The organism is Marinobacterium halophilum (genome assembly GCF_003014615.1).
Taxonomy (GTDB): Bacteria; Pseudomonadota; Gammaproteobacteria; order Pseudomonadales; family Balneatricaceae; genus Marinobacterium; species Marinobacterium halophilum.
The window spans coordinates 21,985-48,133 of record NZ_PYGI01000017.1 but is presented as its reverse complement, the minus strand read 5'-3'; the positions used below and the strand labels follow the sequence as shown (position 1 = coordinate 48,133).

23 protein-coding genes are annotated in these 26,149 nt (G+C 58.6%); 10 read left to right on the top strand and 13 right to left on the bottom strand.

Going from position 1 to position 26,149, the window contains the following annotated elements; genetic code table 11:
* Positions 1–56: 56 nt before the first annotated feature.
* Together CLV44_RS12335 and CLV44_RS17545 are read left to right on the top strand one after the other, a co-directional pair.
* On the top strand, positions 57–566 hold the full coding sequence (locus tag CLV44_RS12335; RefSeq protein WP_106592420.1) for a Spy/CpxP family protein refolding chaperone: 510 nt from the start codon (positions 57–59) through the stop codon (positions 564–566).
* A gap of 175 nt (positions 567–741) precedes the next feature.
* Entirely contained in the window at positions 742–1,809 is a 1,068-nt protein-coding gene (locus CLV44_RS17545; RefSeq protein WP_106592419.1) for an RNA-guided endonuclease InsQ/TnpB family protein, read from the top strand.
* A 16-nt stretch (positions 1,810–1,825) separates the two neighbouring features.
* On the opposite strand, the gene CLV44_RS12325 is transcribed toward CLV44_RS17545, so the two are convergent.
* A complete protein-coding gene (locus tag CLV44_RS12325; protein ID WP_106592418.1) occupies positions 1,826–2,683 on the bottom strand; it encodes a PA4780 family RIO1-like protein kinase in 858 nt (285 codons plus the stop codon).
* A 245-nt stretch (positions 2,684–2,928) separates the two neighbouring features.
* Here CLV44_RS12325 and CLV44_RS12320 point away from each other — a divergent pair, with 245 nt between their 5' ends.
* Complete coding sequence (locus CLV44_RS12320; RefSeq protein ID WP_211298136.1) at positions 2,929–3,474, top strand: DUF3087 family protein; 546 nt, start codon at positions 2,929–2,931, stop codon at positions 3,472–3,474.
* 27 nt (positions 3,475–3,501) lie between these two features.
* On the opposite strand, the gene CLV44_RS12315 is transcribed toward CLV44_RS12320, so the two are convergent.
* The 5 genes from CLV44_RS12315 to CLV44_RS12295 all read right to left on the bottom strand — a co-directional run bounded on the left by CLV44_RS12315 (position 3,502) and on the right by CLV44_RS12295 (position 6,543).
* Positions 3,502–4,350, bottom strand: coding sequence for a pirin family protein (locus CLV44_RS12315; RefSeq protein ID WP_106592417.1), 849 nt, complete (start codon positions 4,348–4,350; stop codon positions 3,502–3,504).
* Between the two features lie 127 nt (positions 4,351–4,477).
* Positions 4,478–4,891 (bottom strand): alternative ribosome rescue aminoacyl-tRNA hydrolase ArfB, encoded by a 414-nt coding sequence (gene arfB / locus CLV44_RS12310; RefSeq protein ID WP_106592416.1) that lies wholly within the window; start codon positions 4,889–4,891, stop codon positions 4,478–4,480.
* Entirely contained in the window at positions 4,892–5,461 is a 570-nt protein-coding gene (locus tag CLV44_RS12305; protein ID WP_106592415.1) for an NMCC_0638 family (lipo)protein, read from the bottom strand.
* Between the two features lie 2 nt (positions 5,462–5,463).
* Positions 5,464–6,018, bottom strand: a complete 555-nt coding sequence (locus tag CLV44_RS12300; RefSeq protein ID WP_106592414.1) for an NMCC_0638 family (lipo)protein — start codon at positions 6,016–6,018, stop codon at positions 5,464–5,466.
* A 141-nt stretch (positions 6,019–6,159) separates the two neighbouring features.
* Positions 6,160–6,543, bottom strand: a complete 384-nt coding sequence (locus CLV44_RS12295) for a DNA-J related domain-containing protein (protein WP_106592413.1) — start codon at positions 6,541–6,543, stop codon at positions 6,160–6,162.
* Positions 6,544–6,637: 94 nt separating this feature from the next.
* Between CLV44_RS12295 and CLV44_RS12290 the strand changes: the two genes are divergently transcribed.
* Complete coding sequence (locus tag CLV44_RS12290) at positions 6,638–9,313, top strand: DUF2339 domain-containing protein (protein WP_106592412.1); 2,676 nt, start codon at positions 6,638–6,640, stop codon at positions 9,311–9,313.
* Positions 9,314–9,316: 3 nt separating this feature from the next.
* Here CLV44_RS12290 and CLV44_RS12285 read toward each other — a convergent pair whose 3' ends face one another.
* The 4 genes from CLV44_RS12285 to CLV44_RS12270 form a co-directional block, all read right to left on the bottom strand.
* The gene (locus tag CLV44_RS12285; protein ID WP_106592411.1) at positions 9,317–12,490 is read right to left on the bottom strand and encodes an efflux RND transporter permease subunit; all 3,174 of its coding nucleotides are present in this window, start codon (positions 12,488–12,490) and stop codon (positions 9,317–9,319) included.
* Positions 12,487–13,716 carry an efflux RND transporter periplasmic adaptor subunit gene (locus tag CLV44_RS12280; protein ID WP_106592410.1) on the bottom strand — a complete coding sequence of 410 codons (1,230 nt, stop codon included), beginning with the start codon at positions 13,714–13,716 and terminating at the stop codon, positions 12,487–12,489. The genes CLV44_RS12285 and CLV44_RS12280 overlap by 4 nt, the downstream gene beginning before the upstream one ends.
* Positions 13,713–15,098 (bottom strand): efflux transporter outer membrane subunit, encoded by a 1,386-nt coding sequence (locus tag CLV44_RS12275; protein WP_170069340.1) that lies wholly within the window; start codon positions 15,096–15,098, stop codon positions 13,713–13,715. The genes CLV44_RS12280 and CLV44_RS12275 overlap by 4 nt, the downstream gene beginning before the upstream one ends.
* Positions 15,099–15,197: 99 nt before the next feature.
* Entirely contained in the window at positions 15,198–15,788 is a 591-nt protein-coding gene (locus CLV44_RS12270) for a DNA-J related domain-containing protein (protein ID WP_106592408.1), read from the bottom strand.
* A 98-nt stretch (positions 15,789–15,886) separates the two neighbouring features.
* Between CLV44_RS12270 and dacB the strand changes: the two genes are divergently transcribed.
* Positions 15,887–17,299: a D-alanyl-D-alanine carboxypeptidase/D-alanyl-D-alanine endopeptidase gene (gene dacB, locus CLV44_RS12265; protein ID WP_106592407.1), complete on the top strand. Its 1,413-nt coding sequence runs from the start codon at positions 15,887–15,889 to the stop codon at positions 17,297–17,299.
* A gap of 6 nt (positions 17,300–17,305) precedes the next feature.
* Here the strand turns inward: dacB and CLV44_RS12260 are convergent, their stop codons facing one another.
* Positions 17,306–17,971 carry a YigZ family protein gene (locus CLV44_RS12260; protein ID WP_146140005.1) on the bottom strand — a complete coding sequence of 222 codons (666 nt, stop codon included), beginning with the start codon at positions 17,969–17,971 and terminating at the stop codon, positions 17,306–17,308.
* Positions 17,972–18,416: 445 nt separating this feature from the next.
* Between CLV44_RS12260 and CLV44_RS12255 the strand changes: the two genes are divergently transcribed.
* Together CLV44_RS12255 and CLV44_RS12250 are read left to right on the top strand one after the other, a co-directional pair.
* A complete protein-coding gene (locus tag CLV44_RS12255; RefSeq protein ID WP_106592405.1) occupies positions 18,417–18,611 on the top strand; it encodes a hypothetical protein in 195 nt (64 codons plus the stop codon).
* 154 nt (positions 18,612–18,765) lie between these two features.
* Positions 18,766–19,026 carry a hypothetical protein gene (locus CLV44_RS12250; protein WP_106592404.1) on the top strand — a complete coding sequence of 87 codons (261 nt, stop codon included), beginning with the start codon at positions 18,766–18,768 and terminating at the stop codon, positions 19,024–19,026.
* Between the two features lie 61 nt (positions 19,027–19,087).
* On the opposite strand, the gene pdxH is transcribed toward CLV44_RS12250, so the two are convergent.
* Complete coding sequence (gene pdxH / locus CLV44_RS12245; RefSeq protein WP_106592403.1) at positions 19,088–19,735, bottom strand: pyridoxamine 5'-phosphate oxidase; 648 nt, start codon at positions 19,733–19,735, stop codon at positions 19,088–19,090.
* Between the two features lie 72 nt (positions 19,736–19,807).
* Between pdxH and CLV44_RS12240 the strand changes: the two genes are divergently transcribed.
* Positions 19,808–20,542: a hypothetical protein gene (locus CLV44_RS12240; protein WP_245912684.1), complete on the top strand. Its 735-nt coding sequence runs from the start codon at positions 19,808–19,810 to the stop codon at positions 20,540–20,542.
* Positions 20,543–20,545: 3 nt separating this feature from the next.
* Here CLV44_RS12240 and CLV44_RS12235 read toward each other — a convergent pair whose 3' ends face one another.
* A complete protein-coding gene (locus CLV44_RS12235; protein ID WP_106592402.1) occupies positions 20,546–21,547 on the bottom strand; it encodes a hypothetical protein in 1,002 nt (333 codons plus the stop codon).
* 219 nt (positions 21,548–21,766) lie between these two features.
* Here CLV44_RS12235 and CLV44_RS12230 point away from each other — a divergent pair, with 219 nt between their 5' ends.
* Both CLV44_RS12230 and CLV44_RS12225 read left to right on the top strand, forming a co-directional pair.
* Positions 21,767–23,023: an efflux RND transporter periplasmic adaptor subunit gene (locus CLV44_RS12230; RefSeq protein WP_170069339.1), complete on the top strand. Its 1,257-nt coding sequence runs from the start codon at positions 21,767–21,769 to the stop codon at positions 23,021–23,023.
* 3 nt (positions 23,024–23,026) lie between these two features.
* Positions 23,027–26,149 (top strand): efflux RND transporter permease subunit, encoded by a 3,123-nt coding sequence (locus CLV44_RS12225; protein ID WP_106592400.1) that lies wholly within the window; start codon positions 23,027–23,029, stop codon positions 26,147–26,149.

The window sequence follows — 26,149 nt, the reverse complement described above, 5'->3', positions numbered from 1 at the left end:
CCAGTTTGTGCCACGCTTGAACCCACAGGGCTGGCACCTGATAACAGGAGGCACGTATGAACATGCACATTCGCCCCAGCCACTGGCTAGCCATAACGCTGGGGCTTGGCTTGGCAGCAACCGCACAGGCACAACATCATATGAACGCAACCGGCCCCGCCCACACCCACGGACACATGCAGCAATACGGCCCGATGATGGGATATGGCATGGGCATGATGCCCTGCCCGATGATGGGCGGCTGGCAAGGCGGCCCCGGTGTTGGCTTGCAACTGGATGAAGCACAGCAGAAAAAGATGAACAAGATCCAGGAAAAGTTCTGGAAACTGCAGCGCGAACAGATGGAGGAGATGCAGGAGCACCACGTGGAGATGCAGGAACTCTGGCGCGACGGCACACCAGACAGTGGCAAAGTGATGGACCTCCACCGTGAAATGCATGAAGAACAGCTGGAACTGCTGGAAGAACGGCTGAAATTGCAACAAGAGATGGATCACATACTGACTGAAGAGCAACGCCAGCAACTGCGGCAAATGCATCCCGGGCGTTATCCGAGCGACCAGTAGGTCATCCCGCCGTCATGACTGCAAAGTATGCCGGCACCCTTTAGATGGTCCCGGCATACGGCATGGGCAGCGTTGTCGCGTTACCAGATTTGCGCGGAAAGCCCCTTACTTTTAGTGAGGGGATGTAGAGCGCAACCGGCGCAGCCGATTTGATAATACTGTATACTTGAACAGTATGAAACACACCAAAACCCTCAAAGTCCGGATCAAGGACCGCCACCGTTCCCTGCTTCAGCAGATGGCGTGGTCGGTTAATCAAGTCTGGAACTATGTGAACGCATTGAGCCAACGCTCCGTTCGTGAACGCGGTGTGTTTCTATCCGCCTACGACATTGATCCCTACACCAAGGGTGCGGGTAAAGACCTGGGCCTGCATTCACAGACCCTGCAGGAAGTGTCCCGCGAGTACGTCATCCGCCGCAAGCAGTTCAAAAAGACCCGGCTGCAATGGCGCCGTAGCGGCGGCGTGCGCCGCTCGCTGGGCTGGATACCGTTCAAGTCGGGTGCGGTGACGTGGAAACAGGGCCAGGTCTATCACAACGGCCACTACTTCAAGATCTGGGACAGCTACGGGCTGGCCCGGTACCGATTCCGTGCCGGCAGCTTCTCCGAAGATGCGCGAGGCCGTTGGTACCTCAATGTTGTGGTCGAAGTTGAGGCCGAAATGCCAGCCGGTCAGGATGCGATCGGAATCGATCTCGGGCTAAAGGATACTGCCACCTGTTCGGATGGCACCCGGCTGGAGGCCGGACGCTTCTACCGTGATCTGGAGCCGGCACTGGGCTTGGCCCAGAGGGCACGGAAGAAACAACGCGTGAAAGCGATCCACGCCAAAATCGCCAATCGGCGTAAAGACGCCCTGCACAAGTTCAGCCGCCAACTGGTAAACCGCTGCGGCGTGATCATCATTGGCGATGTGAAATCATCCTCATTCACCCGTACGAATAGCGCCAAGTCGGTGTACGACGCCGGCTGGGCGATGCTGAAACAGTTCCTGTCCTATAAGAGCGCTGGCGCCGGGATCGTGTTTCAGGCGGTGAATGAAGCCTACACCACCCAGATCTGCTCGTGTTGCGGCGCCATTGGCGCCCACAGTCCGAAAGGTAGAGCAGACCTTGGAATAAGAGTTTGGACCTGTGAGTGCGGTGTCACTCAAGATCGCGACGTCAACGCGGCCAGGAACATACTCGCGCTCGGGCATGAGCGTCTCGCAGGAGGAATCACCGCCTCTTCAGGGCGGTGAGGATGTCAACTTGCGCTCATGTACTTTCTTCGGTATCGCGCAAGCGTTCCTGCCGTTCCTGCTCTTCTTTCATCACCGCTTTGATTTCTTCCAGTACGATATCGACATCCGCACTTTCCGCATCATCTTCAAACTCGCCACTGAGTATCGAGTCGGGTTTCAGCTTGCCCTCTTCGAACAACGCCCACATCTCCTTATCGTATTGCGTATGCAGTAGATCGGGGGCGAAATAACCGTAATAACGACGCATATTATTCACGTCACGGCTGAACATTTCTTGCGCACTGTTATTCGAAGCCGCATTGACCGCCTGCGGCAAATCGATAATTACCGGGCCGTAGTCATCAACCAGCACGTTAAATTCAGATAGGTCACCATGCACAATCCCCGCGCACAACATGAGCCGGATGTAATGCATCATCAGCGTATAATCTTCAACCGCCTGCTCTTCCGACATGGTCACGTCGGCCAGCCGCGGCGCCACATCACCCGCTTCATCGGTGACCAGCTCCATCAACAGTACACCGTCAAAGCACCCGAAGGTTTCTGGGACGCGCACACCGGCTTCAGCCAAACAGGACAGCGCATTGATTTCGGCATTCTGCCAAATCTCTTCCTGTTGCTGACGGCCATAATTTGAACGTTTCTCCATGGCCCGTGCCTGGCGGCCACTGCGAACCTTCCGCCCTTCCTGATACTGAGCAGCTTTTTTAAAGCTACGCTTCGCCGCATCTTTATAGACCTTGGCACAACGAACGCTGTCGCCACAGCGGACAATAAAGATATCGGCTTCTTTGCCGCTCATGAGTCGACTGATAACTTCATCGATAATGCCTTCATCGGCGAGGGGCTGTAAGCGTTTAGGAATTTTCAAAGGCAACCTGCAGTTGTATTTTTTCGGTGGTCAGCGAATATTATATCGAACATTGTTCTTTGTATTGGCTGCCAACATCCTGCTGGCAGACGGGTTTCAGCATGCCCACTTATGCACGGGAGAACAAGCCTGCGAGCACTGGAAAACCGAGAATTTTCTGCGAATGTGGGCGAGTTTGGCTACAGAGTTTGAGCCCGTGCGGATTGCTGCTAATCTCTGCGCTCACCTGCTGATGAGACGGCCCGATGTCGGATATTTTTACCCTTGAATCGCGTGATCCCGAGCAGTACCGTCGGGAAACCCGCAAGAGCAACCTGATTATCATGATCACGTTCGCCGTGCTGGCAATGGCACTGGCATCGTTGAGTGTCCATTTTTTCGGTAATCCCGAGGGCGGCAACACGCTTTGGAACCTGGCCGGTGTGCTGGCCGGTGTCATCGCGACAACGGCCGTGTTCAAGCTGCATTTCTGGCGGCAGCCATGGATGGAGGCTGCACGTTACGGCTGGCGCCTGAAGCGCAGCCTGATGAGTATCACCAATATTCTGCACACGGTAAAAGACGGAGTGGAACAGGGCAACCCGACCGCTTTGCGGGTCATGCGCTTTTATCATCTGGGGCTGGAGCAGATGTACCGGCTGGAGAACAATGAAAGCGCACTGTGTGATCTGCTGGATGAAAGCCGCAGCCATCTGAACACGTTGCAGGCTCAGGGGATCGATCCCGAACAGCCGTCGCTGGACCCGGCCTGGATTGAACAGCTAAAACCCAAGAAGGCCAGGAAACGCTGATCCCGGCCTTGACGGTTCCTGTAAGGGTTACACCAAACGCCCCTGTTGATAATCGTCGATCGCCTGATCCAGTTCCGCCGTTGTATTCATCACGAAGGGGCCGTATTGGGCGATGGGCTCACCGATCGGCTGTGCCGCCAGCAGTAACAGTGCAGCCCCCTGCTCACCGGTGCTCAGGGTAACCTGCTCGCCTGTGGACAACTCTGCGGCCTCGTTACGATTCAGTACGTCCTGCCCCAGTCGGCACTCACCCTCAAACAGGTAGACAAAACCGGCGCGCGGGCCTCCAACTGGCAGGCTCAGGCGCGTATTGGGTGGCAGGCGCAGGTCCAGCATCAACGGGCTACGGCTAATGCCGCTGACCGGACCGGTATGATGTTGGCCATTGAGTTCAACCTCGCCGGCGATCAGTTTCAGCTGTGTACCGCTGGCCGCATCTTCAATCAGTGGAATCTGTGCGGCGGTAAACTCCTGATAGCGGGCGGGGGTCATCTTCTCGGCCGCCGGCAGGTTTATCCACAATTGGAAACCGCGCATCAAGCCTTCTGTCTGCTCCGGCATCTCTTCATGAATCACGCCGCGACCGGCAGTCATCCACTGTACACCACCGCTTTCCAACACCGCTTCGTTGCCCAGATGATCACGGTGGCGCATGCGGCCATCGAGCATGTAGGTAACCGTTTCAAAGCCACGATGCGGATGCGCGGGAAAGCCGGCAATATAGTCGTCAGGATCGTCGGAAAAGAAGTTGTCCAACATCAGGAAAGGGTCGATCCGGTGCTGAGCCGAGCGGCCCAGGCTGCGCAGCAAGCGGACACCGGCTCCGTCATGGCTTTCACGGGCGGGAATACGGCGTTGCAGAGTACGTTCAGTCATGGCAAGTCTCCGACCACGGCGAGGCGTGGTTAAACGGTTGATGCCTCTATTCTGCTCCCGAACAGGTTGTGAATGAACGGCAAAAAACGGCAGCGAATGATCAGTTTTTACGATCATTCACTGCCGATCAGGGCTCTACCTTGCCGCGCATCGACTTGACGTTGCCCCGCTGCTTTTTCTTTTCAATCCGCTTGCGCTGGGAGCTGCGGGTGGGGCGGGTCGGTCGCCGCCTTTTTTCCATTTTCACGGCGCTGCGGATCAGCTCTGCCAACCGGTTCAAAGCGTCGTCGCGGTTCTGCTCCTGATTGCGGTACTGCTGCGCCTTGATGATAATCACGCCATCCTGAGTTACGCGGCTGTCACTGAGTGCCAGCAGGCGCTCCTTGTAGAACGCCGGCAACGAAGACGCATTGATATCAAAGCGCAAATGAATCGCGGAGGAAACCTTGTTGACGTTCTGGCCACCTGCGCCCTGAGCACGGATCGCATTCAGTTCAATCTCATGGTCGGGAATACTGACCGCATTGGAAATCTGTAACACTTAGCGGCGCTCCTGTGTAGCCAGCGCCAGCGACACCATCGCCTGGATGGCCGCTTCAGGGTCATCGGCGGTGGTCAGGGTCAGCAACAAACGCCGAGGCGCATGTTCGGTGGCCCACTGCCAGGACTCGGTACGGGCTTCGCCGTTGAGTGGCGTCTTGACCTGCTTTTCACCCAGCCGGGTCGCCTGCAGCGGTGTAGGGGCCTGTGCAACCATCTGTTCGAACCACTGGCGGGTGGCCATCGGCGCACTGCGCCGTGCCATCACGGCACAAAAGTTATCGCCTTCCGGCAAAACCAGTACGTACTGACCGAACTCACCCTGGTACGGCACCGGCCAGGCATCGCCTTCGCGCCCCTGCAGGAAGTGCTGTGACTGTTGCGGGGGCAATTTGGGCAGCTGTTGTTCAGCCAGGCCCGCACGCAACGCAGCATAGTCGTTGAAATGTTTTACACAGAAAGAGAGGTACACCTTCTGTAGAAAAGTGGCGCGTTCATCTGCTTGTGCGGTGCCGGATACGCTGATCAGCAGCGGCAACAGGCAGATCAATAATCGGGTTGTATAGGTCATGCTCACTCGTTGGTTTTCATTGTCAGGGTAAGGGCCAGAATGGCCTGCATCTGCACATCGTCACGGGTCGACAACATCAGGCTATGCTCCAGCGTCCGGTCGGCACTGTCCCAGGCCCAACGCAAGGTTTGTGCATCACCGCCATAACGCTGTTCACCTTCACTCACCGGCAGGGGCATGGCCACGAAACCTGCCGGTGGAGCTGCCACCAGTCGTTCAAACCAGGCTCTGGTCTCCACACTGGCATAACGCGCCACAATGGCGCAGCGGGTCTCGTCTTCCGCCAATGTCAGCACATACTCACGTCGCCCATGATAGGCCAATGACCAGCCTTCAGCGTCTTGCCCCAGCAGAAGCTGGCGGACCAATCCTGCCGGTACGCGAGGCATGTCGCTCTGTACCAGCGCCTGGCGGAAACCATCGGGATCTTGCGCAAAGGCCAGGCACTGAGTCCGGTACTGATGCTCCAGAAACAGGTCGCGCTCATCAGCATGGGCTGTTGCCATGCCAACCAGTACCCATACACACACCGCTAGCCACTGCTTTATCCATTGCATAACGTATTCATCCTTGATCTGTTTTTTAAAGTCTGACGGCAGGTTTCCCCATTGGCAAGTCACAGACAGGAAAAGCCCTGGTTGCTGCAGACAAGGCTACACCGAACAGCCGACCCTGTGGTTTCAGGCGCTGTAACGGCCTCAATGACGTGGCCCGGTCACCGCTTCCATCAACCCCAGCACATCTTCGATGGTGGTCTGTTCAAAGTTGTGCCAGTCGAGATAATACTCGCTCAGGTACGGATTGGAATCGACACGGTCATTCTCGTCCCGAGACTTGTGCAACTCAATGTGCATGGGCGATATATTCAGCACCCGCCCCTCTTCCTGCCAGAGTACATCCTGTAAATCATACAGGGCATTCATAATGATGAAATGCTTGCGGTAAAGCGCCAGCAGGCCATCGGCATCCAACGTATCAAATGCGTGCTGATTATCCAGCGTCCGCATCAAATCATATTCGCTGATCCCTTCGGGGTGCTGACGCAGTTCGCTTAACACTTGGGGCAATATCGGATTGATCATGTATCACCTTCAGCTCTTGTCATTCTGTGCGGGAGCCAGATGCAGTATAGTCAAATCAGTTTGCGCAGTATGATGGATTCAACCGAGGTGGTGTATGGATGCGATATGGTTACTGTTCGTGGCTTTGCCACTGTTTTTGTTCATCGGTGCCTGTCTTGGCATTCGCGCCTGGGTTGTCAGCCGTGACCTGCGCGACCATATCACTCAGTTACAGGCTCGAGTGTATGAGCTGGAACAGCAGCCATCTCGACCATTGCCTGCAACCGATACCCAGACCATTCACCAAGCCGAGCCTGAGCCCGAGCCAAAGACGTCCTCGGTAACCGAAACGCTCAAACCTGCGGACACCACGCCACCCGTTACCGCCTGGGGCGTAGAACCGTCCTCGACCGAACCAACCGCACAGGAACTCCCGCCACCGGCCACCGGAACAACCGGATTCTTTGACCGCCTTGCCGCCAGTCTGCAGGCCAACTGGATGATCTGGCTGGGCGGTATCTGTGTCGGGCTGGCCGGGGTGTTCATGGTGCATTATTCCATCGAGCAGGGGCTGCTCGGCCCCGAAGCCCGAGTCACCCTGTCACTGCTGGCCGGAATCGGCCTGCACGGGGCCGCCGAGTGGCTTCGGCGCACACGCGGCCAGCATGATGTCTTCGCGGCACTGGCCGGCGGTGCCAGCATCATGCTCTATGCGGCGCTATTTGCCGCCTTCAAGCTGCTGCAAGGCATCTCACCGGGACTGATCTTTGCTGCCATGGCGCTGGTGTCCTTTGCCACTCTGGCATTGGCCCTGCGCCACGGGCCAGTACTGGCCGCGCTGGGGATGCTGGGCGGTTACCTGGTGCCCATACTGGTGAGTACCGGATCAGGCCAGATCGAGCTGGCGCTGATCTATATCGCGATCCTGACCCTGTTCTCGCTGTGGTTGTTGGCTTATGTGGAACGGCGCTGGCTTTGGCTGGGCGTCATTATAGGCAGTCTGGGCTGGTGGCTGCTGAGCCTTGGCACCCATCCTGCTGACGGTGTGCGTTCGTTCTACCTGCTGGCCTTGGCCTGGATGTTTCTCGTCGTGCCGAGCCATGACTGGCTGTTGCAGCACCGCGACGCTCCCTGCAAGCATTGGCTGGAACGGCTGCGACAGGGACGCAGTGCCCGTGACTGGCTGGTGATGCCAACACTAGTGCTGATCGTGCTGGCACAGGGCTACACGCTGGCGCTTGAAACGGTTGCCGCCAGCAGCTACCCGACACTGCTGATACTGCCGGCCCTGTTGCTGCTGGTGGCCAGCCGACGGCCGTTACTGAACCCGCTGCCGGCCCTGCTGCTGGGCGCTACTGCACTGGCGGTAGTGTTGCCGATGCTGAGCTATCTGGGCGATCAACTGATTTTCACTCCACCTGATGCCGCCACTCAAACCGCACTGGTCTCCCGTTTCGTCATGCTGTGCATCCTCTATGTCGCTGCTTCCGTCTGGCTGCTGCAACGGCAGGTCGCACATCCGGGCTTCTGGGTCGGGCTGGGCTGCTTTACGCCATTGCTGATGCTGGCACTGGGCTACTATCTGTTTACCGCATTCACGGCCGATTGGGCCTGGGGCGGTGCGGCCTTGATTCTGGGGCTGACATATCTGGCGCTGTCACGGATAGCACTGGAGCGCCCTGCCAGTGATCTGGTACGGGTACTGTTGATCAGCAGCGCCCATTTGGGCCTGTCGCTGGCGGCAGTGATCTGGCTGGTGGACGCCACCCTGACGCTGGCATTTGCCGTACAGCTAATCACCCTGTCGTTGCTGCAGCAACGCTACCAGCTGCAGCTGTTGCCCTGGGTGATCCGACTGGTGCTGGCGGTGGTGATCTGCCGCCTGACCTTCAACCCCTGGCTGCTCACTTATGACAGCGGCACTCACTGGTCACTGTGGACCTATGGCGGCTCTACCTTCTGCGCCGTTGCCGGAGCCTGGATTCTGCGCAACGACCGCAAGATGAGCGCCTGGCTGCAAGGTGCAGCGGCCCACCTGCTGGTGCTGACACTGGCGGCAGAAGTGCGCTACTGGCTCTATGATGGCGATATCTTCCGCCATGAGTACAGTTTCCTCGAAGCCAGCCTCAACACACTGATCTGGGCGACCGCCGGTTGCGTGTACCTGTGGCGCGCCCGCCTCAGCGAGTATCTGCTGCGTTTTTACCAGGTCATTGCCACCCTGCATCTGCTCGCGGCCGCCGTCAATTACCTGCTCTGGGTAGCGCTGGTGTACAACCCGCTCTGGAGCAACACCGAGATCGGCACCACGCCGGTATGGAACTTGTTGCTGCTCAGCTACGGCTTGCCGACTTTACTGTTGCTGACACTCTGGCGTCTGCTGCCCGGTGGGCTGAGCCGCTACGCCGCGATGGCGGCTGGACTGAACGGGCTGCTGTTCATCTCCATGGAAATCCGTCACTTATGGCAGGGTGATCTGAGTCTGGCGAATCCGACACCGGACGGCGAGCTGTATACCTATTCGGCGGTGTGGCTGTTACTCGCGTCGGCGGCCTTGCTGGGAGGTAGCTGGCTGCAACAACGGTCGCTGTACCGTGGTGGCATGGCCTTGCTGCTGATTGTCGTCGCCAAGCTGTTTCTGGTCGACATGTCGGATCTGACCGGTCTCTGGCGCGTGGCTTCGTTCATGGGGCTGGGGTTGGGACTGCTGGCGCTGGCCTGGCTGCATCAGCGACTGACGCCCGCCGTCAGCGACCGGTCTGTGGATAACACAGCGGCCGCCGACACCTGAGCGTCAGTGAGTGCTTACCTGTTTGGCATGAGCCGTCTCGGCAGGGTCTGGCGCAGGCTGGCCGGACAGGCGTCGACCCAGCCGACGCAGGTCTTCCAGCAACATGAAGTTGACTGGCACCATGATCAACGTCACCAGGGTGGCGAAGATGATGCCAAAGCCCAGAGACACCGCCATCGGGATCAGGAACTGCGCCTGTACCGCCTTTTCGAACAGCAGCGGCATCAGGCCAATGAACGTGGTCAGCGAGGTCAGCATCACCGGTCGGAAGCGGGCAACGCCGGCGATCAGTACGGCCTGACGCGTGGCCTCAAAATGTGAATGCTCACCTGCGTCCTGCAGCTCGCGGCGACGCTTGTTGGTGAAGTCCACCAGTACCAGACTGTCATTAACCACCACTCCGATCAGCGCCATCAGACCGAGCAGGCTCATGATGGTCAGATCCATGCCCATGATCCAGTGGCCGATGATCGCGCCTATCGCGCCGAAGGGGATCACCGACATCACGATCAGCGGCTGCAGGTAGGAGCGGAACGGAATCGCCAACAGGCTATAGATAACGAAGAATACGAACGCCAGTCCCAGCGCCAGCGAAGTGAACGACTCGCGCTGCTCGCGGGCTTCCCCTTCCAGACTGTAAGACGCCCCCGGATACTGACGCACCAGTTCGGACAGAAACTGATCCAGGTCCCGATTCAACACGGTAGTGTTGGTGTTCTGCTTGTCCATGTCGGCCACCACGCTGACCGTGCGCTGCTGATCAACACGGTAGATCGCCGCCGGACTCTGACCCGGCACCAGCGTGGCCACTGTATCCAGCGGCACCTGGCCCTGAGCCGTGCTGATCAACACATCGCGCAGGCCAGAGATAGCCTGCCGTTCATCCAGCGGCAAACGCACCATCACCCGAACATCGTCGCGTCCGCGCTGCACCCGCTGCACCTCTATACCAAAGAACTTCTGCCGCACCTGGCGAATGATGTCGCTGCGGGTCAACCCCAGCAGATGTGCCTGTTCGGTCAGCTCCAGTTGCAGTTCTTCCTTGCCGTCGGACAGATTGTCGGTGATGTCGTACAGCGTCGGGTAGGTCGCCAGACGCGCCTTGACCTGTTCGGCCATCGCTTCCAGATCGCTCACCCGCCCCGAACGCAGCTGGATATCCACCGGGTCACTGGCGCGGCCGATCTCGGCCCTGAAGGTCAGGGTCTCGGCACCGGGCACCGGGCCGATACGGTCGCGCCACTCTTGCACAATCCGTGACGTACTGATGCTCTCGTCCCGCTGCTCCGCCGGCAGCAACTCAAAGCGCACCCGCCCCTCCTCGGTGCTGCCACCGGTGCCAGAGGTGGAATAGATGTTGAGGATGGCGCTTTCGCCGGTATCAGGGTCACGGTAGGTATCCTGCAGTTCACGCGCCGCCTCAACCATGCGCACAATATAGCGGTCGGTCACCTCGAACGGCGTGCCGCTGGGCATGGTCAGCGAAGCACGGGCCGTATCGCTTTGCACGCGCGGGAAAAATACAAAACGGGTCCAGCCGCTCATGATCATCGCCATGATCAGGATGAACACCCCCGTAAAAATCGCCAGCGTGGTCAGCCGGTGGCGCACGGCCACATCCAGCAACGGCCGGTAATAGCGCACCACCATATTCTCGAAGCCGTCGGCAAAGGATTGCTGAAAACGCGACAGGCGCCCCTGTTTGTCCACGTTCTCATGGCGCAGTTTCAGATGTTTGAGGTGGGCCGGCAGTACAAACTTGGACTCGATCAGCGAGAACAGCAGCACCGGAATCACCACCACCGGTATCTGCGCGAACAGCGCCCCGCGGGCACCCTCGATAAAACCGATCGGCAGAAAGGCCGCCACCGTCGTCAACACGCCGAAGGTTACCGGTATGGCAACTTCCTGGGTGCCGCGCACCGCCGCCTGCAGGCCCGACTCAGCGTTGCGCAGGTGGCTATAGATGTTTTCACCGGTGACGATGGCATCATCCACCACGATCCCCAGCACCAGGATGAAACCGAACAGCGAAATCACGTTGAGGGTGACGCCAAACACCGGCATCAGCAGGAACGCGCCCATGAAACTGACTGGAATCCCCAGAAACACCCAAAAAGCGATGGATGGCCGCAGAAACAGAGTCAGTAGCAACAGCACCAGAATACCGCCCTGCACCGCGTTGGTCAGCAGGGTGTTGATACGACTTTTAACGACCTCTGAGTTGTCGTCCCAGTAACTCAGGTTCAGCCCCTGCGGCAGCGACGGCTGCTGGCGTTCGATATACGCCTTGACCGTATCGGCCACGGCGATGGCGCTCTGGTCACCGACGCGATAGACCTCGATCATCGCCGCCGGCACACCGTTGAAACGGGTCCGCAGCGCGCTTTCTTCAAAGCCGTCGGTCACCTGTGCCAAGTCGCCTAGCCGCAACAGACTGCCATCGGGGTGGGTCTTGATTACCAGCGGTTCAAACTCTTCACGGCTGTAGGCCTGGCCCTTGGAGCGGATCAGGATATCACCGCCGTCGGTGCGGATATTGCCCGCCGACAGATCCAGCGAACTGGCAGCAATGCGATCGGCTACTTCACTCAGGGTCAGGTCGTAGGCACGCAACCGATCCTGAGATATTTCGATGGCGATTTCATAACTGCGCACGCCGTCCAATTCGACTTGGGTTACACCCTCCAGCTGCAACAGATCATCACGTACCTGCTCCGCATAGCTGCGCAGTTCGCGTTCAGACAGGCCGCCGGAAACAGCGACGGTGATCACATCGCGCTTGTAGGTCGCCAGCGCGATCACCGGTTCATCTGCCTCCGCCGGGAAGGTCCCGATTTCGTCGACGCGGGATTTTACATCGGCCAGCAGTTCACGCGGGTCATAGCCCTGATCCACTTCGATGGTAACCGTACTGCCCCCCTCTACCGAGCGGCTGCGAATCTCTTTCACCCCTTCAAGATCACTGACCGACTCTTCCACGCGGGTGGCGAGACTCAGTTCGGCATCTTCCGGCGTCGCCCCGCGCAGGCTGATCTGCACACTGATGGTGTCGGACTCAAAGCTGGGGAATATCTCCAGCGGAATATTGAGCTTGAGCGACATCAGGCCGGTGAACAGGATGGTCACCATCAGCAGGTTGGCGGCCACGTGGTTGCGCGCAAACCAGGCAATCATGAGCGGGCTCCCTGCGGCTGATCGGTTTGGGTGTCAGCCGTGGTGCCGGTCTCAGTATCAACGGGAAGCGCTTCGGCCGCACCGCGCACCTGCACCGGTGTCCCCGAGACCACCTGGCCCAACGAGGTCAACACCAGCTGGTCACCGGCATTCAGTCCCTGCGCAATCAACGCCTCGGTTTCGTTCTGCCAGGCGATGCTGACGTCCCGGCGTTGCAACACACCCGCTTCGACCAGATACACATAGCTGCCTTGGTAGATCGCCTTATTGGGGATCAATAGCGCCGATTCGACTTCGATACCCTCGATCAGGGCAGTGACATATTCACCCACCTTGAGCGGCACACGGTCCATCGCCTTCTGGCCATAGGGATCATCGATCTGCGCCAGCACATGCAGCTGACGGCTGGTTTCATCAATCGCGCCTTCCGTCTGTACGACTCGGCCCTGCCAGCGTTCCGGGCGGATAAGGTCGGAACGGATCTCAACCTTGGGCTGGAATGGTTCAGCACCTTCCACCCGATACTCTTCAGGCAACCGCAGGTAAGCCAGATCACGGTTCTGCAGCGGCAGACGCACTTCCAGCACATCCACGGCATAAATTTGCCCCAGTGTGGTCCCACTGGAAACGACCTGACCCAGGTCGACCGCCGTATCCAGTACACGACCGCTATAGGGCGCACGAATGCGGGTGCGCTCAAGGTTAAGTTTAGCGATGGCCTGTGCGGCTTCCGCCGACGCCACTGAGGCTTTGGCTGCATTCAGCTGCGGGGCGCGCAGCACCAGCGGCGGTGCCTGGCCGGTATTACCCAGGCGCTTCCAGTCAGCGGCGGCTTGGGCGCTGCGGGCCTGCTCCTCGGCCAGCGCCTGACGCGCACTCATCAACGCCGCACCAGCCTGCGCTACATCAGCGGCATAATCACGACTGTCGAGGCGGATCAGTTCTTCACCAGCATCGAAAAAGCCCCCGGCCCGAAAATCGGGGTTCAGCCAGACGATCTGGCCGGACACCTGCGGTAACAGCGTACTCTGGGTGCGTGGCTGGACCCGACCATAGCTTTTAACCTGCACCTTGAACGGAGCCATTGCCAACACCTGGACGTCGACGCTGATCCGCTCCGGGGCCGGAGGCTTGCCGCGCTGAATCTCAGGCGGGTTGTTGTAGATCAGCCAGCTGACAGCACCGAGCGCCACTATCACAATGAGGGGCAATATCCGTTTGATCATGGGGTCTCCGGTGCTGATGTCTGTACGGTTTGAAGCGATGATGTCGAGTGTTGGAAACCGCCACCGAGCGCACGGTACAGCGCGACGCGGTTGTCCAGCAGTTGACGACGCAGGTTGATCACGCTGGTTTGTGCGTCCAGCGCACGGCGCTGGGCTTCCAACACGGTGGTGTAGCTTTCCAAGCCGTTCTGGTACTGCTCGAATGCCAGTGTTTCAGCATTAAGCGCGTTCTGTTCCGCCTTCAGATAGAGTGCGTAACGGGCCTGCAGGCTCTGCCGTGCCGACAGCGCATTTTCAACTTCGGTCAGGGCGGTAAATACCGCATCCAACCAGCGTTGCTCCTGCTCGCGCCGTTGCGCCAGTGCCTGCTCCTGCGTGGCCGATTTGCGCCCGGCATCAAACAGGCTTTGCGCCAATGATGCCCCCAGACTCCAGGCCAGATTGCCGCCGGACAGCAAGGTGCCCAACGCATCGCTGCTGCCACCATACGCCGCATTCAGGCTAAGCGCAGGGAAACGGTCACGGTGGGCAGCGGCCAGTGTCGCGTCGGCGGCCAGCAGCGTCAGCCACTGCTGCTGCAAGTCCGGACGACGGGTGAGGATATCGGCCGGCTGACCGGCAGGGATGGCGGTGTCGATAAGCGCCAGGGTCGCTTCGGTGGTCAATTGGGCGGCTGGATAACGGCCCAACTGGCGTTCCAGTTCACGCTGCAGTTCGCTCAAGGTCTGCTGTTGTTGTTCAACCCGCGCCGCTTCGGCGTGCAGGTTGTTACGCGCCAGATACAGATCCAGGGCTTCGTTCAACCCCTGGCGATAACCGGATTCAATAATCTCCAGATTCTGCTGCAGGTTATCGCGCCGTTGCGTGTACAACGCCAGCAACAGGCGCGCTTCCTGCAGGGCAAAACCGTTCTGCGCCACTGCTGCGGCCAGGGTCTCACGCTGCTCATCATAGGCGGCAGCGGCGGCGGCCCGGCTGAACTCGGCTTCACGCTGACGGGCACTGAGCTCACCCCATACATCGGGGGTCCAACCCAGCGTCAGCTCCAGCGAATCAACACGCTCACTGTCTTCCTGCCGCCGACTGCCCAGCTCCAGCGATAGCTGTGGATAACGATCGGCCCCGGAAATACGTACGCGCTGCTCGGCAGCCGCCAGTTGTTGCCGAGCAGCAGCCAACGCAGGATTGCGCTGCAAGGCTTGATTAATCCACAGGTTCAGGACTGGATCATTCAGATCCTGTCGCCAGCCGGATGCCCCGGCCATCTCGTCACGCGGGGTCTGCCAATCAAGGGGCAGTTCGGGGGAGGTATTTTGCAATTCGGGCGGTGTACTGCAGGCGCTCAACAGCACCAGCAGCGGCAACAGCAGGTAGACGCGCACATCAGTTCCCTGTCTCGGTACATACGTATAGGTCAGTCCTAAGAGGCCCATGGTAGTGGATTGTTCCCGAGTCGACAGCGGCTTTTACATTTCTTTACTTCAACTGCCGGCCCTGAGCAGCTCATATGCACGGCGTACTTCAATAAATGCTTCACTGTCTCCACCCTTGTCAGGATGCAGCCGTGCCGCCAATTGTCGGTAACGGGCACGAATCTGCTCTTGCGAGGCGTCCTCGTCCAACTCAAGTGTCTGGAACGCCGACCGTCGGGCGTCCGGGTCGGCACAGAAATTCCAGAAACCGCGCAGCAGCTTTTGCACATCTTCTGCACTGGTCGCGCTCAACTGCTGCCAGTCCAGATAATATTCCCTGAGCGTGTCGCCAGCTCCGGGCAGGCAGGCTTCGTCGCAGGTTTCGGCGATCATTTCCGTATACAGACGCACACTCAACGGCGAAATTTCCACCCGCAACTGCTCTTCATACCAGAGCCTGGTTTGCAGGGTATACAGTCCGTGCATGATCATGAAATGCTTCTGGAACAGGCGCAGCTGATACTCATCCGCAAGATCGGCAAAGGCTGGATGCTGCTCAAGCGCCTTCATCAGGCTGAACTCGCTGATGCCGTCGGGGTGCTCGCGCAGCAATGCCAGCAGTTCGGGAATCAACGGATTAGGGGTAAGGTCTGTACTCATATCTATTCCTGTCAGGGCCGGACGGGATGAGGGCTGTCCAGTCGGCAATCCCTTCTGGCACAATGATGGCTCATTGATCCGGTTCGGGACAGTTTTCCATGCTGATGCGTTTATTGATACTCCTGATGTTGGCTCCGGTTGTACAGGCAGCCGAGTGGAAAAGCATCATTGATCTGGCACCCGAGGGCAGCCAGGTTGCGCTGGTGGTTGAGCCACTCAGTGCCACTGCCCCGCTGCAGATTCACTACCGTGATGACCGTTTTCTGCCGCCGGCCAGTACGCTCAAGCTGTTTACCGCCACCGCAGCTGAACTGGCGCTGGGAAATGCGCATCGTTTTGAGACCCGCATCTGGCAACGCGGACTGCAACGGGATGGACGCTGGCAGGGCGATTGGCTGCTGGAGTTTACCGGCGCACCCGACCTGAACCGTCAGCAGCTGGCCGAACTGCTCGGCGTATTGCGCACCCGCAAGATCCGTGAGATCAGCGGCGACCTGCTGCTCGACACTCGTTATTTCAGCGGCTACGACCGCGCCATCGGCTGGCCCTGGAACAACCTCAGCGTGTGCTACAGCGCCCCTGCGGCAGCACTGACGCTGGAGGGCAACTGTATTGCCGCCAGCCTGAACAATGAGGGCAGTGGCAAGCCCGCACGCTTTTTCGCCCCGGCTCACCAACCGATTGAAGTCACCTCCGAGGTGACGGTACTCGACAGCAACAGCATTGAGGAACAGCTCTGTACTCTGGAGGCCCGTGTTGGTCCCGGTAACCGTTATCACCTCAGCGGCTGCATCAATGACCGCCGCGATGTGCTGCCACTGAAGTTTGCCATCAACGCCCCTATCGCCCATGGCAAGGCGCTGGTGCGTCAGGAACTGAGTCGGCTTGGCATCGTGTTGCGTGGCGAAATTCGTATCGGGAGTCGTGACGATGATGACTGGCTGCTGGCGGGCCGTGTCCAGTCCGCCCCGCTGCAGGCATTGCTGACCGAGATGCTGCAGGATTCCGACAATCTGATCGCCGATCTGACCTTGAAAAACCTGGGTGCCAGCGCACATGCTGCTGGCAGTTTTGCGCGCGGTGTCCGTGCACTCAAAACCGAGATTACACAACAGACCGGCATCAATCTGGAACTGGCCAAGCTGACCGATGGCTCCGGCCTGTCACGGGATAATTTGCTGCAGGCACGACAACTGGCCGAGCTGCTGCAGTGGCTGGCCAAACACCCGGAGATGACCACCTACCAGGCGCTGCCGGTCTCCGGTGAAAACGGTACGCTGAAATACCGTCGCAGCACCCGTAAGGAACCCTTGAAAGGCGCGATTCAGGCCAAGAGCGGAACCGTTAACGGCAGTCGCAATCTGGCCGGTTACATCGATACGGCGTCGGGGGAGCGTTATGTGTTCGTGTTGATGCTCAGCGGCATCAGCCTGCCGGAGAAAATGCCGCGACCGACGCCGGTTACAGTATTCGAAAAGTCATTGCTGGAATGGATTTATCACAACGGTTAAGCGTCGCTAATCAAGGTCGTCGAGGCGTACCACTCGCGCTCGGCCATGCAACTGTTCGGTCAGTGCCGCCGTAAATCCTGGCTGCTGACCCAGCGGCAGCGACAGCTCCAGTTGGACCTGTTCGCTGAACTGCTGGTCATCCAGCGTCACCTCAAACCCGTTTAACAATGCCTCCACGGCAGCCGTCAAACTGTAGGGATAGGTCAGACGATACCGCGCCTGTGGTTCACGGGTTGCCAGCGGCGTGTGCTCCAGTACTGCTCTGACCGCCTGGGAATATGCCCGTACCAAACCGCCGGTTCCCAGCTTGGTACCACCGAAAAAGCGAGTCACCACGACACACGCCCGGCCAATCTCCGCCCCTTTCAACACAGCCAGCATCGGCCGTCCTGCCGTGCCGGAAGGTTCGCCATCATCACTGCTACCCAGCCCTGTCAGTGCATCCGGCTCTGTGCTGATAAATGCCCAGCAATGATGATTGGCACCGGGAAAGCGTTTGCGCTGCTGTTCGATAAACGCTTTCGCCTCGGCTTCGCTGGCAACGGGGCACAGACTGGCGATGAAACGGCTTTTCTTGACCTCGGTTTCAGCTTCCGCCTCTGCCAACGGGATCTGATAGGCACGGGGTGTAGACACGATTGGAGTCTCGGTATCGATAAACAACAGCATCATAACAAAGCCGAGCAGACAAACCGAACCGCCAAAACGACACAACCCCCGTCGATGCGGGGGTTGTCGTTACTGCAGCCACTTTCGAATCGAAGACGTCAGGCCGGTGGATGTGGCAATTTACTTGCCGTGGTCATGTGCATCGTCATTCATAAGCTTACGGACTTTCAGAAAGCCCCAAATCATGGCGGCTGACATACCGGCGACTCCAAGGAGGCTCGGCCACAAAGTTCCAAAGCTGTACGCGTCAATTCCAAACATCGCAATCACCTTCTTCACTGTTTTCTAATGTTGAAATCAGAATACTCTTATTCCATGTGCGGTTTATTGACTTGGCTCAAGCATAATTGATCACGGTTTGAACAATGTGAAAGCCGTACATTTGCTTGCAAAAAAGCGGGAACTGCGCCATATCTGAAGGGCGACCGCTGATAAAAAGGAGTGTCCGATGTACAAAAGTAAACTCTGGACTCCCGAACAATTGAGCAAGATGAATGAGGAAAGTTTCCTGATCGAAATGCTCGATATGTTCCAGTACTCACCGTCCAATGATGACGACAGCTCTGTCGAACGCATGCGGACCAAGCTCGAAGCGGTGGAAACCGCGCTCAAGACTCGGCTAGAGGTTAAACGCACTACCTGAACGGCATTACGGCTGGAATATAACCAATAAAAATATTTAAATATCAAAGGGTTAACAGCAAAAAATCGCAGATGAAAAATTTTGCGACCTGTCCCGATTGGTTATATGATGATCAGTCGTACCGGATGAATACATAGAGGCAGGTGAAAGGATAATGCAAGAAAAGGAGATCAAGCTGCTGTTCAAAGCTGGAATCTTTGAATCCTGCCAGGCTATCCCGATTTCAATGTCGCGCGGCTGGACACTGAAATTCATTACCCGTGATCAGGAGGTTGTTATCCTGAACTTGCAGCGATCAAAGAGTGAACGTGAGTTCAAAAGCCTGGATGGCGCATCAGCCGTTGCTCGGCGTATCGGGTTTGACTGGCTGAACGTACAAATTGGCAATCTGCAGTGGCGTGAAAAGGTTTACTGAACCGACTGAATAGGTAACCGGTGTCCAAACCGTTTCAACGGGACGGACACCGTACAACGCCTCAGGGCTGCAAGCGTTCAAGCATCCATCCCGAGGCCGTCAGGATATAACGGAAACGGTCATGCAGACGGTTTTCCCGCCCCTGCCAAAATTCGTATTGCTGCGGTACCAGACAGTAACCGCCCCAGGTTTCGGGACACGGAATCACGCCTTCGGCATGGGCGTTGTCCAATGCCGCGACCCGCTGTTCCAGCGTGGTGCGATGATCAACCGGATGGCTCTGGGTGGATGCCGCGGCGCTGAGCTGACTGCCCCGCGGACGCTGGTGAAAATAGGTCTCGCCATCGGCATGCGTCAGCTGTTCGACGCGGCCGCGAATGCGTACCTGTCGCTCCAGACCCCGCCAGTAAAACATCAGCTCGGCCTGTGGGTTCTGCTGCAGATGCTGCCCCTTTTCACTGCGGAAATCCGTGAACCAGCAGAAGCCATCAGCGTCATAACGCTTGAGCAGCACGATACGAGCAGCCGGCCAGCCATCGGCATCCGCCGTGGCCAGCGTCATTGAGGTTGCATCATCGGGGTGGGCCTGCAGCGCCGCCTGCATCCACTCACCAAACTGGGCCAGCGGGTCGGCCAACATGTCATCACGGTGCAAGCCTGCCGCCACGTATTCACGTCGCAGGGCACTGATTTCGGGGGTATTACTCATCGGTCTCTCCTCGGGCTGACTCAGGCCATACTATAAACCATCATTCAAAGGTTATACTGCTTCGGATCATGCATGGAGCATTCTCGCCCTACCCTGCTCATGGAGTCCGATCCGATGGTACGCGTCCGACACCACCGCACACTTGTGTTGCTTTCACTTACCGCCCTGCTGCTGGGCGGATGCGCCAACAGTGGTGACCCCCGCCCCTTTCAGTTGAAGAACCTGGCCAAGACAGAGATCGACATGGTCACTGATCTGCATATTCAAACCGTCAACCGGCTGGCCCGCGAGCTGACCATCAAGCTGTACAAGCGTAACCCCCGTGAGCTGGCAAAAGTACCGGGCATGACCGTAGTTCAACGACTGGACGTTCTATTCGGCACACCGCGCCTGATTACCCATGCGGAGCTGAATAATCTCTACGCCGAAAAGGCCGTGCCACTGGCATTTGATCCGGCGTTCGAAGGAGATCGTGTATTTGCGTTGATGGTGGGCATTACCGGCATGCTGCACGCCTCTTATGATTACCGTAACGAGTTTTACCTGCTCAACGAATTGAACCAGCAAAAACTGTACAATTCAGCGCGCAATCTGGAGGCGGTTGCCTGGCGTCTCAATACCTACCGGCATGCCGACGGCGACCCTTTCCTCTTCGCCAACAGCACCACCAACCTCAGTTTTGAGCGTCTGCTGGGGAAGATGATCGCGCATCAGGACATGATGGCCAATATCGTATCTGATGCCACCAATCGCACGATCAATACCGTGGTCCACGGCATCGCGTCAACCACGCTGCTACCGATCTGAGCGTCAGCAGTCACGCAACTGCTTGAGTACGCGAATATCCGCAATCTTGTGATTTTCGTTGAGGAACAGGGTGATATCAGCGGCTTCAGGCATCTGCTTGAGCATGGCGCGGGTCAGACGCTCATAATGCTGAATGAAACGCTTGATCTCGTGTTCATTCATTATGCGCAAATGGTCAGTAGGCTGCTGGGTGTCGTAGATATACTGCACCCGCTCCGCCAGCTTTTTCTCCTGCAATGAGCGCCACTCGTACACCGCATCCATGCTGGGTACACACAGCATCAGCAATATATCCAGCCGTGAAAACAGCTCACGGTATGGACCTTTAAGCTGTTCATTGGCATAGCGCCGCCACACGCCATCTTGATCTTCGTCCTGCTCCAGCGGATTGACCGGCTCCTCCAGCGAGGCATCCGGCTGCGGCTGGGCACCGACACACCAACCTTCCAGTACGATCAGATCGGCACCGCCAACCCACTCCTGCCAGACAAAGTCCGGGCAACGATCATCAATGGACTTGTCGAACACCGGGATCTTGGTAATGCGTTCAGGGTCATCGCTGCACAGGCTGTCGATAATTTCCATGCCCAGTTCAACATCATGGGTACCTGGCACGCCACGGGTCGCAAACAGCGGATGGATCGCCTGTGCCATCGCCTCGCGATCGGCGCGGGTCTTGTAAATATCATCAATGGAAAACCCGACCACTCTCAGGCCGAAGCCTTCTCCCAGTATTACCTCAAGCAGGTTGAACAGCGTTGATTTGCCAGCCCCCTGTGCACCATTGATGCCCAGTACCAGAGGCCCCTGCTGCTGTCGCTGACGGGCCAGAATCCAGGCGGCCAACGGCACATAGATCTCCTCGAACATCTCCTTCAGACCGATGTCCACCTTGAGCGTTTCCAGCGTCGCGGCAAAGGCCTGCTCGACCGCCTGCACGGCATGGCAACGCTCCTCTGCCGATAGGCAGAGCTGATTTCTCGGCCAGCGAGTCAATACACTCATAGGGATCCTTGTCTTTCCTGCTTACTCTTGGGAACACTCAGTCTATACCAGTTCGTTCAGCGGGATAATAGGCACTACGGGAGCCTCAACATTCCTGCCCGGCATGAGCCAAGCGTCTTCAACTGGCTACCCTTTGCGTTTTCTCATACCATGGATTGCTCACAGGGTGAGCGGCGTCTTTGCGCCACTGACTTTCACTTCGTTGATCAAGGATCATCAATGCGTGATACGCCCCGATTTTCGCCCCTCATTCAGCGTATGCTGCCCCTGCTGGTTCTGCTGGCAGCAGTCCTGATCGCCTATATCCTGTTCAAGACACGAGACCAGCCACAGGCACAGGAAGCGCCGCTCAAACGCTGGAACGTGACCGCACTCAGTCTGCAACCGGTCAGCGCCGCGCCCGAGCTGGAACTCTACGGCCAGATCGAAGCCCCGCAGTTGACCCAACTCAGCAGCGCCCTCAATGCCGATGTGCTGACCATTGAGGTACGCGAGGGTGATGCCGTCGCCGCCGGCGATCTGCTACTGCAACTTGATCCACGAGAAAGTGAATTTCAGCTGCGCCAACGCCAGGCTGAACAGGCCGCCATCGATGCCCGCATTGCCGCCGAACATAATCGCCAGCGTAATGACCTGCGCTCACTGCAGCTGGAGCAGGAGGTGCAGCGTCTGAATGAACAACGTGCGGACCGTGCTGAGCGCCTGCGCGAGCGTAATCTGCTGAGTCAGGAGCAGCTCGACAATACCCGCCTGACCACCCGCCAGCAGGCACTTGCACTGCAGTCCCGTCAACAGGCGATCGCCGACCATCCCCACCGACTGGCTCAGCTGACTGCGGAACACCAGCGCGCTCAGGCACTGATCGACAGTGCCGCCCTGGAGTTGAGCCGCACCCGCATTCTGGCCCCGTTCAATGGTCGTATCGTCAGTATCGATACCGCTGTGGGCAACCGCACCCGTTCCGGCGACCTGCTGCTGACACTCTACGATCGGGACCGTTTGCAGTTGCGGGCGCAGATACCCGAATCATGGCTGCCGACACTGCGGCGCGCACTGGCAGGCACCGCCTTGCACGCCCATGCCCTCATTGATGGCCACCCCTTGTTGCTGGAACTGGATCAGCTGGCGGCGCGAATCGGGCCGGGGCAGGCCGGTATCGATGCCCTGTTCCGTCTACAGGACACCCAGGTGGCCGCACTGCCCGGACAAACATTCAATGTACGCCTGCAGTTGCCCGCGCAAGACGGCCTGTTCGCACTGCCACCCACCGCCCTGTACGGCAGCGACCGTCTCTACCGGTTGGTGGAGGATGACCGTCTGCAGAGCGTAGAGGTTCACATCGCAGGGCAGCGTCAACATGAGGATGGCCATCAAGAGGTTCTGGTCAGCAGCACAGTGCTGCAGCCCGGGGACCGCATCATCACCACCCAATTACCCAATGCGATCGGCGGCTTGCCGGTCCGGGTGGTGGAGTAGCGCATGATTGCCCTGTTCGCTGGCCACCGGGTCGCCGCCAACCTGTTGATGCTGCTGTTGCTGCTGGCCGGTCTGTTCGGACTGCGCAACCTCAATACCCAGTTTTTTCCAACGTTCGATCTCGATATTGTCACCGTGCAAGTAGTCTGGAGCGGTGCCAGTGCCGAAGATGTGGAACGTTCCATTCTGCTGCCGGTGGAGCAGGAGCTGCGTTCGGTCAACGGCATCGATACCCTCTACGCCACCGCCAGTCAGAGTATCGCCTCTTTCCGTGTCGAGCTGGAAGAAGGCACCGATGTAGACTACGCCCTGACCGAAGTCCGGCAGAAAATTGATGCCATCCGCGCCGACCTGCCGATCGACAGTGAGGAGCCGCTGATACAACGGGTCATCCGCTACGAAGGCATCTCCGATGTCATTCTTACCTCCGACCGCGCTGCTCTGGACGAACTGCGACCGCTGGCTTACCGGCTGGAACAGCAGCTGCTTGATCAGGGGGTGCGCAAGATCGATTTTATCGGTCTGCCGGAACAGGAGATCGCCATTCAGGTGCCGCCACAACAGCTGCAGCAACTGGGCCTGACCCTGAACGATATTGTCGGTCACATCCGCCAGCAGAGTCTCGACCTGCCCGCCGGCACCGCCGCCCAGACTGAAGGTGCGCGCCAGATTCGCGGGCTGGGGCAGCAGCGCGATGCCGAGGGTTTCCGTCAGCTGCCATTGATGACCGATGCTCAGGGCCGACTGATTCGGGTCGGCGATATTGCGACCGTCGAGCAACGCCCACGCGATGCCGAAGTGCTGCTGTCATGGCAAGGCCAGCCCGCCGTACTTCTGCAGCTCAAACGTACCGAGGCCGACGACACCCTGGAAGCGGCCGAAATCCTCAATACCTGGCTGGACGACACCCGTCCTGCTCTGCCCGCCGGGGTGCAACTGGTGGCCTTCAACGAGAGCTGGCAGCTGATCAATGACCGCATTCAGCTGCTGATCAAGAACGGGCTCAGTGGTCTGGTACTGGTCGTATTGATCCTGTTTTTGTTCCTCAATGCCCGTGTTGCTTTTTGGGTCAGCGTCGGCATTCCGGTGTCACTGATGACCGCGTTGGCGGTGCTATGGGGCATTGGCGGCTCGATCAACATGATGTCGCTGTTCGCCTTTATCATGGCGCTGGGGATCATCGTCGATGATGCCATTGTGGTGGGTGAAGATACTCTGACCCATGTGCAGCGCGGCGAGCCGGGGCTAAGCGCCGCCATCGGAGGGGCACGGCGCATGGCCGCACCGGTGATTGCGTCGTCACTGACCACCATTGCCGCGTTCCTGCCACTGCTTTTGGTCGGCGGCATTATCGGCAATATCCTGATCGATATCCCCACCGTGGTGATCTGCGTGATTCTGGCGTCCCTGCTGGAGTGCCTGCTTATCCTGCCCGGGCACCTCAGTCACAGCCTGCGCAACATCCACGACCTGCGACCCTCGAAAATGCGCCTGCGCCTTGATCGCGGCTTCGACCATTTCAAGGAGGTCCACTTCCGCCCCTTCATTGCCTGGGCGATTCACCATCGTGGTACCACACTCGCCTGCGCATTGGGGCTGTTGATCGTGGGCATCGGTCTGGTGGCCGGTGGCCGCTTGCAGTTCACCTTTTTCCCCAGCGTCGACACTGACACCCTGACCGCCAACGTCAAGTTTGTTGCCGGTACCGACAGCACTGAAGTCGATCAGTTTCTGGCTCATCTGGACGCAAGCCTGGCCACTACCGACACGGCTCTCGGCGGCGGACTGGTGAAAATCGCGCTGCGCGAATCCGGCATGGCCAATTTCCCGCGCAGCACCGCCACGGCGTTCACGGGCGAAACCTATGGCTCGCTCTATGTCGAGCTGATCCCCGCCGACAGCCGCGACGTACGCAATCAGACCTTGATCAACCAGTGGCGCGAACAGATCCGCCTGCCTGCCGGCATCGAGAAGTTCAGCATCGACATGGCTCAGGCCGGCCCGCCGGGCAAGCCGATCGAGGTCAAACTGACCGGTTCCGACATCAGCACCCTGAAGCAGGCTTCCATTGATCTGCAAAACACCCTCAGCCGCTATGGCGGCCTGTCCAATATCGATGATGACCTGCCCTGGGGCAGCTCCCAGCTGATCTACCGGCTGACGCCCGCTGCCGAAGCCGCCGGGCTAACCCTGGACACCCTGGGCCGGCAGCTGCGCGCCGCCTTCGACGGCCAGCTGGTGCAATCGTTCTACGCCGGACAGGATGAGATTGAAGTACGGGTCATGCTGCCGGATCATCAGCGCGACCGCCTCAGCACTCTGCAATCGCTGCCGATTGTGCTGCCTGAAGGCCGAGTCACGCCGATCGGCAATGTCGTCGAGTTTACCGCCCGCCCGGGCCTGGACAGCCTGCAGCGGATTGACGGTCAACTGGCTCTGAACATCTCTGCCGATCTGGACGAAGCAGTAACCAATGCCGATGAGGTCATCGCCCGCCTGCAGGCCGAGGTGCTGCCCGAGCTGACCAGCCGCTTCGGCATTCAGGCCAGCTTTGAGGGCAAAAACCGCGATCAGCGCGAAACCCTGGCCGACATGAAAGCCGGTTTGCTGCTGGCACTGGCGCTGATCTACATCATTCTGACCTGGGTATTTGCCTCCTGGAGCTGGCCGGTGGTGGTGATGCTGGCGATTCCGCTGGGCCTGACCGGCGCCATTTTCGGCCACCTGCTGACCGGACTGGACCTGACCGTCCTGTCATTGTTCGGCATGTTCGGACTGTCCGGCATCGTTATCAACGATTCCATCGTCCTGGTGACATTTTACAAACACCTGCGCGAACAGGGCATGGCGGTGCAGCAAGCCATTACCGAAGCCGCCTGCCAGCGCCTGCGCGCCGTGTTACTGACCTCGCTCACCACCATTGGCGGCCTGCTGCCGATTTTATTTGAAACTTCGCTGCAGGCACGCTTTCTAATTCCGATGGCGACCTCCATCGTGTTTGGCCTGGCCTATGGCACCCTGTTGATTTTGGTGGTTGTACCGGCCATGTTGAGTGTACTGGAAGAGTTCAAACCCCTGCGCTTCAAGCCCTCAGAGGCTGTACCGCTAACCGATAAGGAAACGTGA

What these genes read in the sequence shown, in the direction of transcription:
- CLV44_RS12335 (WP_106592420.1), top strand. Translation starts at nt 57, where the DNA reads ATGAACATGCACATTCGCCCCAGCCACTGGCTAGCCATAACGCTGGGG.
- CLV44_RS17545 (WP_106592419.1), top strand. Translation starts at nt 742, where the DNA reads ATGAAACACACCAAAACCCTCAAAGTCCGGATCAAGGACCGCCACCGT.
- CLV44_RS12320 (WP_211298136.1), top strand. Translation starts at nt 2,929, where the DNA reads ATGTCGGATATTTTTACCCTTGAATCGCGTGATCCCGAGCAGTACCGT.
- CLV44_RS12315 (WP_106592417.1), bottom strand. Translation starts at nt 4,350, where the DNA reads ATGACTGAACGTACTCTGCAACGCCGTATTCCCGCCCGTGAAAGCCAT.
- CLV44_RS12305 (WP_106592415.1), bottom strand. Translation starts at nt 5,461, where the DNA reads ATGACCTATACAACCCGATTATTGATCTGCCTGTTGCCGCTGCTGATC.
- CLV44_RS12300 (WP_106592414.1), bottom strand. Translation starts at nt 6,018, where the DNA reads ATGCAATGGATAAAGCAGTGGCTAGCGGTGTGTGTATGGGTACTGGTT.
- CLV44_RS12295 (WP_106592413.1), bottom strand. Translation starts at nt 6,543, where the DNA reads ATGATCAATCCGATATTGCCCCAAGTGTTAAGCGAACTGCGTCAGCAC.
- CLV44_RS12290 (WP_106592412.1), top strand. Translation starts at nt 6,638, where the DNA reads ATGGATGCGATATGGTTACTGTTCGTGGCTTTGCCACTGTTTTTGTTC.
- CLV44_RS12285 (WP_106592411.1), bottom strand. Translation starts at nt 12,490, where the DNA reads ATGATTGCCTGGTTTGCGCGCAACCACGTGGCCGCCAACCTGCTGATG.
- CLV44_RS12280 (WP_106592410.1), bottom strand. Translation starts at nt 13,716, where the DNA reads ATGATCAAACGGATATTGCCCCTCATTGTGATAGTGGCGCTCGGTGCT.
- CLV44_RS12270 (WP_106592408.1), bottom strand. Translation starts at nt 15,788, where the DNA reads ATGAGTACAGACCTTACCCCTAATCCGTTGATTCCCGAACTGCTGGCA.
- dacB (WP_106592407.1), top strand. Translation starts at nt 15,887, where the DNA reads ATGCTGATGCGTTTATTGATACTCCTGATGTTGGCTCCGGTTGTACAG.
- CLV44_RS12260 (WP_146140005.1), bottom strand. Translation starts at nt 17,971, where the DNA reads ATGATGCTGTTGTTTATCGATACCGAGACTCCAATCGTGTCTACACCC.
- CLV44_RS12255 (WP_106592405.1), top strand. Translation starts at nt 18,417, where the DNA reads ATGTACAAAAGTAAACTCTGGACTCCCGAACAATTGAGCAAGATGAAT.
- CLV44_RS12250 (WP_106592404.1), top strand. Translation starts at nt 18,766, where the DNA reads ATGCAAGAAAAGGAGATCAAGCTGCTGTTCAAAGCTGGAATCTTTGAA.
- pdxH (WP_106592403.1), bottom strand. Translation starts at nt 19,735, where the DNA reads ATGAGTAATACCCCCGAAATCAGTGCCCTGCGACGTGAATACGTGGCG.
- CLV44_RS12240 (WP_245912684.1), top strand. Translation starts at nt 19,808, where the DNA reads ATGGAGCATTCTCGCCCTACCCTGCTCATGGAGTCCGATCCGATGGTA.
- CLV44_RS12235 (WP_106592402.1), bottom strand. Translation starts at nt 21,547, where the DNA reads ATGAGTGTATTGACTCGCTGGCCGAGAAATCAGCTCTGCCTATCGGCA.
- CLV44_RS12230 (WP_170069339.1), top strand. Translation starts at nt 21,767, where the DNA reads ATGCGTGATACGCCCCGATTTTCGCCCCTCATTCAGCGTATGCTGCCC.
- CLV44_RS12225 (WP_106592400.1), top strand. Translation starts at nt 23,027, where the DNA reads ATGATTGCCCTGTTCGCTGGCCACCGGGTCGCCGCCAACCTGTTGATG.